This window comes from Acidovorax sp. HMWF018 (genome assembly GCF_003061035.1).
Lineage (GTDB): Bacteria > Pseudomonadota > Gammaproteobacteria > Burkholderiales > Burkholderiaceae_C > Acidovorax > Acidovorax delafieldii.
In genome coordinates, this window is the sequence record NZ_QAIM01000613.1 from 1 (window position 1) to 4,715 (window position 4,715).

The window sequence follows — 4,715 nt, forward strand, 5'->3', positions numbered from 1 at the left end:
GGCGGCGGCCATCTGGCTGGCGGGCTTTTCCACCTACCGCAAGGGGTTTGCCGCCTTGCTGCAGGGACGGCTGAACATCAATGCGCTGATGACGGTGGCCGTGACCGGCGCGTTTCTCATTGGCCAATGGCCAGAAGCCGCCATGGTGATGGCCCTCTATGCCATTGCTGAATTGATCGAAGGCCGCGCGGTAGACCGTGCACGCAATGCCATCAAGAGCCTGTTGGATCTCACGCCCGAGACGGCCGAAGTACGCCAGCCTGACGGCAGCTGGAAATCGGTGGCCGCTGCACAGGTTCCCGTCAACGCCATCGTCCGGGTCAGGCCGGGCGAGCGCATGCCGCTGGACGGCACAGTGGCCGTTGGGACCAGCGCAGTCAACCAGGCGCCGGTCACGGGAGAGAGCATTCCGGTGGACAAGGTTCCTGGAGATCCCGTGTTTGCTGGCACCATCAACGAAACAGGCACCCTGGAGGTGATGGTCACGGCAGAGGCCAGCAACACCACCTTGGCCCGCATCATTCACTCGGTGGAACAGGCGCAGGGCTCACGCGCCCCCACACAGCAGTTCGTGGACCGGTTTGCTGCCATTTACACCCCGGCTGTGTTCATCATGGCCGTTCTTGTGGCGACGCTCACTCCGGTCTTCATGGGCCTGACGTGGGTGGATGCCGTCTACAAGGCTCTGGTACTGCTGGTCATCGCCTGCCCCTGTGCGCTGGTGATCGCAACGCCGGTGACGGTGGTCAGTGGTCTGGCTTCTGCGGCCCGGCGTGGCATCCTCATCAAGGGCGGGGTTTACCTGGAAGACGCGCACAAACTCAAGGCCATTGCGCTCGACAAGACCGGCACGATCACGGAAGGAAAACCCAAACTGGTGGCCCAGCACGTGCTGGCCAGAACGTATCCCGAAACCCAGATTCTGGGCTGGGCGGCGGACCTGGCCGGTCACTCTGACCACCCCGTGTCCAAGGCCATCGCGCAAGGACTGTCTGCTGGCCAGGGCATCGTGGCAGGCTTCACGGCCCTTGCCGGACGTGGTGTGGAAGCCCAGCTTGAAGGCCAACCCCTGATTCTGGGGAATCACCGGCTCATCGAGGAACGGGGTCTTTGCAGCCCCGCCATTGAGGCGCTGCTACAGGCACAGGAATCGCAGGGCCGCACGGTGACCCTTCTGGCCAGTCAATCGGAGGTTCTTGCCATCTTTGCGGTGGCCGACACCATCAAGGACAGCTCACGGGAGGCCATCGCCCAGCTACACGCGCTGGGAATCGCCTCGGTCATGCTGACCGGAGACAACCAAGCCACGGCAGAGACCATCGCCAAACAGGCGGGCATCGACCAGGCGCATGGAAACCTGCTGCCAGAAGACAAGCTGTCGGCCATTGAGCAGATGCAGGCCCAGTACGGTGCCACGGCGATGACGGGGGATGGCATCAATGACGCACCTGCGCTGGCACGCGCCGACATCGGCCTTGCCATGGGTGCAGCAGGAACCGACACGGCCATGGAGGCTGCGGACATCGTCATCATGAATGACGATCTGCGCCGCATCCCCGAAGTCATCCAGCTCTCCAGGCGCACGCGGGGCATCCTTCTTCAGAACATCGTGCTGGCGCTGGGTATCAAGACGGTGTTCTTGGTGCTTGCGGTCTTTGGGAACGCGTCGATGTGGATGGCGGTTTTTGCGGACATGGGGGCCAGCCTCCTGGTGGTTGGCAATGGGCTGAGGCTGCTGCGCGGCACGCGCGCTCACGCGGTCCGCGCTGTTGGTTAGATCTAGCGGGTTCAGTGAACGTGCTGATGGTGCACGTCAGGAGCATGGGGATGGGCGTGGGTCACAGGCTCATGGGTGTGCTTGTGGCTGTGGCTGCCAGTTGGCATTACTACGTGCACATGTGCATGGTGCCCATCGTCGTGCCGGTGAGCATGCTCATGCTCCAGCACTTCGTGCGTGTGCTCGTGTCCATGGCTTTCCGCCAGATGGAGCATTACTCCCGCCAACATGAACACTCCACCCAAGAGCATCAACCACCCCGCAGAGCGTTCCCCGAAACCGAAGGCCACGGCAGCACCAATGAAGGGCGCGAAGGCGAACACCGAGCCCGTCCGCGCCGCACCAAATGCCCGCTGGGCCAGGAGGTAACAGCGCAGACTCAGGCCGTAACCAGTGGCTCCAACGGCGAGAAGTCCCAGTGCTGCGGACAGGGAAGGCAAAGGCTCCCCAGTCGAAACAGCCAATGCAGCCGTCGCTGCGGCCCCCAGGGTGGCCTTGGCCATCACCACCTGGCTGGGGTCGCGCTCAGCCAGCCCACGGGACAAGGTGTTGTCCACCCCCCAGGCGACCGTGGCCAGCAGCACGGCAAGCAGCCCCAGCAACTGCACGCCTCCTTGCAGGCCTTGGTCCAGAACGAGCGCCATTCCTCCTGCGAGCAGCAACAGCATGGCGGCCCACACGCGGCGGTCCATGGTTTCGCTGTACAGCCACCATGCCAGCGTGGCGGTGAACAGCGCTTCCAGAGTGAGCATGAGCGACGCGCTGGCTCCGCTCGTGTGCTGCAGGCCCCAGGCCAGGGCCACCGGCCCCAGCGCGGCGCCAAAGCCAGCCATCGCCAGAAGGCGCGGAATGTCGGACCTCTGCACTCGCGCTTCATGCGCAGCAGTCCGCAGCGACAGTGCCCCGATCAGGGCCGCTCCTAAGTACAGCAGCGCTGCGGTCGTGAAGGCCCCGAGCCCTGCGCCCAGCCTCTGTACCGCGGGCGTGCTGATGCCGAAGAGTACCGCCGCCAGCAGGGCGAGAAAGCCACCGCGCAAGGCGGGGAGGTGTGTTGCGCCAAACATGATCAGTGAATCAATTTGAAATAGGACTGATAGATGAGCGCCCGTGTCCGCTTAGCGAAAAAACGTGGCAACTGGGGACGACTCTATTCAAGGAGATCCACGCAATCCAGTGCGCGCTCCTTGTTGATGAGCGCAATAGAAAGGTTGGCTCGGGCAACTAACTCCAACGGACGCACAGATTGAACGTAGTGGCCATGCGTTATCCGGTCCATTCCTGCCCCGGCCAGCTTGGAAACAGTTCTCAGACTGGCCTTCAAAGTAACGCTGTCCAATCGCCCGCCGTGCAAAACAAGATTTCTTTGTCGATAAAGACGGTGGAACGCCTCGGCAATGGTGTCCCTTACAGTTTTCAGCTCGGTGGAGGGCTCAGCAAGCATCTTGCGAACTCGCTGCACAGCTGCTCGATCGGCTGTGGCCTTGAGGTCTGGCAGGCTTCCCTCATTGATTAGCTCAGCCAGCTTCTCGGATCGTTTCCTGTTGGTTTCAAGGCCGCCAAGCATGGCTGCAATATGGGGATGCTCTTTCTGAGCCTTGTAAGAAAGCGATGTCAGTTCCTGGCGCGGAAACGAGCAAGCGACTAGTGACGCAAGATTGTCAGCGGCTGTCGCTCTATCTCCTGGGTCTGCCAACAGACCTTCAATTGCCCCCCAGCCGCCAGCAATGGCGGCGGGTGGTGAGCTTTCATCAAGATGGGCAAGCAATTCCAGGGCGGCTTCGACGCTGTCGTCAGATCTCTGCGTAGTGAAGACGCGACCCTCTCGGTCCAGTTCCTTGACTCGCACACCTCGTGACTCCCCGAGCAATGAGGTCGGCGCGGACTCTCCCGCAACCCATAGGTCTGGGTACAGGTCCAACGGCTTGCCGGTAGCGATTCGTGCCCGCGCAGCAAACCGATCGGACATCTCACGCGCGACCTGTGCTGCAGCGCCGCTATCACGGGCGTTGACTGACAAGACAATTGCAGCTGGAGCACGAACATTTGCTGTGTCGAAGCGGTGCTCCACAAGCCATTGGGTCACTTCCTCCGCTTCCAGCCAGTTACTGGGAAGACCATGGGTGAGTTTGGGAGGGCGATGGAACGCCAGCAGGACCTCGAAAGGTCGGATGGGGTTGCTCGTTTGCATCCCATGCAACTCTTCACAGATCTCAGCAAGCGTAATTGGATCGGGACCTGAAGCTTTAGCTTTCAAGAGCTGGCGGACATGCTGGGCAGAAAATCCTGCATCAAGAACGTGAGACGCCACGCTTCTTGCAAACATCTCGACGGTGTGCTCCCCTTTACCCGCGATCCCCGCCCAGCGGCGAAGGTAGTCCGTGTTGAGGGCGTTAGCCATTTGAGCGACAGTGTGATGAGCAGGGCCGCCAACCTTGGGGGGGTGGCCTATCTGTTGTCGCAGGTGGAGCTTTTCTGCGACAGACAGGGCTGGGTCTTTTCCCATCTTGAGCTGCAGTGATGAGCAGATCCTTTTCACAGACGCTTCGCTCAGGGTCCCTGTCTGAAGCATGATGGACGCCTCGCAGAGTTCTTGCATACCCAAGACCAAGCCGATGCTCCAGAGGGAGCGATTCCAGGGCGGGTCCGGGGAGAGAAACTCCATCAAACGCCCGAAAGCCACTGCGTCGATTGGATTGACGGTTGTAAGCATGTGGAGTATTATTAACGCTTCGGTACCAAGCTACCTTCCAGCTAAGGGACCCTGACCCAAACGCCCGTTCGTGCTAGCACGACAGCAACTGGCTCAACGTCCCTCCCTACAAAGCCCTGCGATGCAGGGCTTTTTTTTGTTTGACGATGACCCCAGCCCGACATTTCGCTGGACTGCGCTGAAGCCCGATACAGCAGGTTTATCAATAACTTACGCGCGTCCATCATA

General features: G+C 61.0%; 3 protein-coding genes. 1 reads left to right on the forward strand and 2 read right to left on the reverse strand.

Translation table 11 applies throughout. The annotated features are described in order from the left end of the window. Positions 1 to 1,777 (forward strand): cation-translocating P-type ATPase (locus tag DBR23_RS26120; protein WP_108500041.1); only part of this gene is annotated, 1,777 nt, incomplete at its 5' end. Between the two features lie 11 nt (positions 1,778 to 1,788). On the opposite strand, the gene DBR23_RS26125 is transcribed toward DBR23_RS26120, so the two are convergent. Next, entirely contained in the window at positions 1,789 to 2,841 is a 1,053-nt protein-coding gene (locus tag DBR23_RS26125; RefSeq protein WP_108500042.1) for a DMT family transporter, read from the reverse strand. A gap of 83 nt (positions 2,842 to 2,924) precedes the next feature. Then, positions 2,925 to 4,487 carry an integrase gene (locus DBR23_RS26130; RefSeq protein ID WP_108500043.1) on the reverse strand — a complete coding sequence of 521 codons (1,563 nt, stop codon included), beginning with the start codon at positions 4,485 to 4,487 and terminating at the stop codon, positions 2,925 to 2,927. Between the last annotated feature and the right edge of the window lie 228 nt (positions 4,488 to 4,715).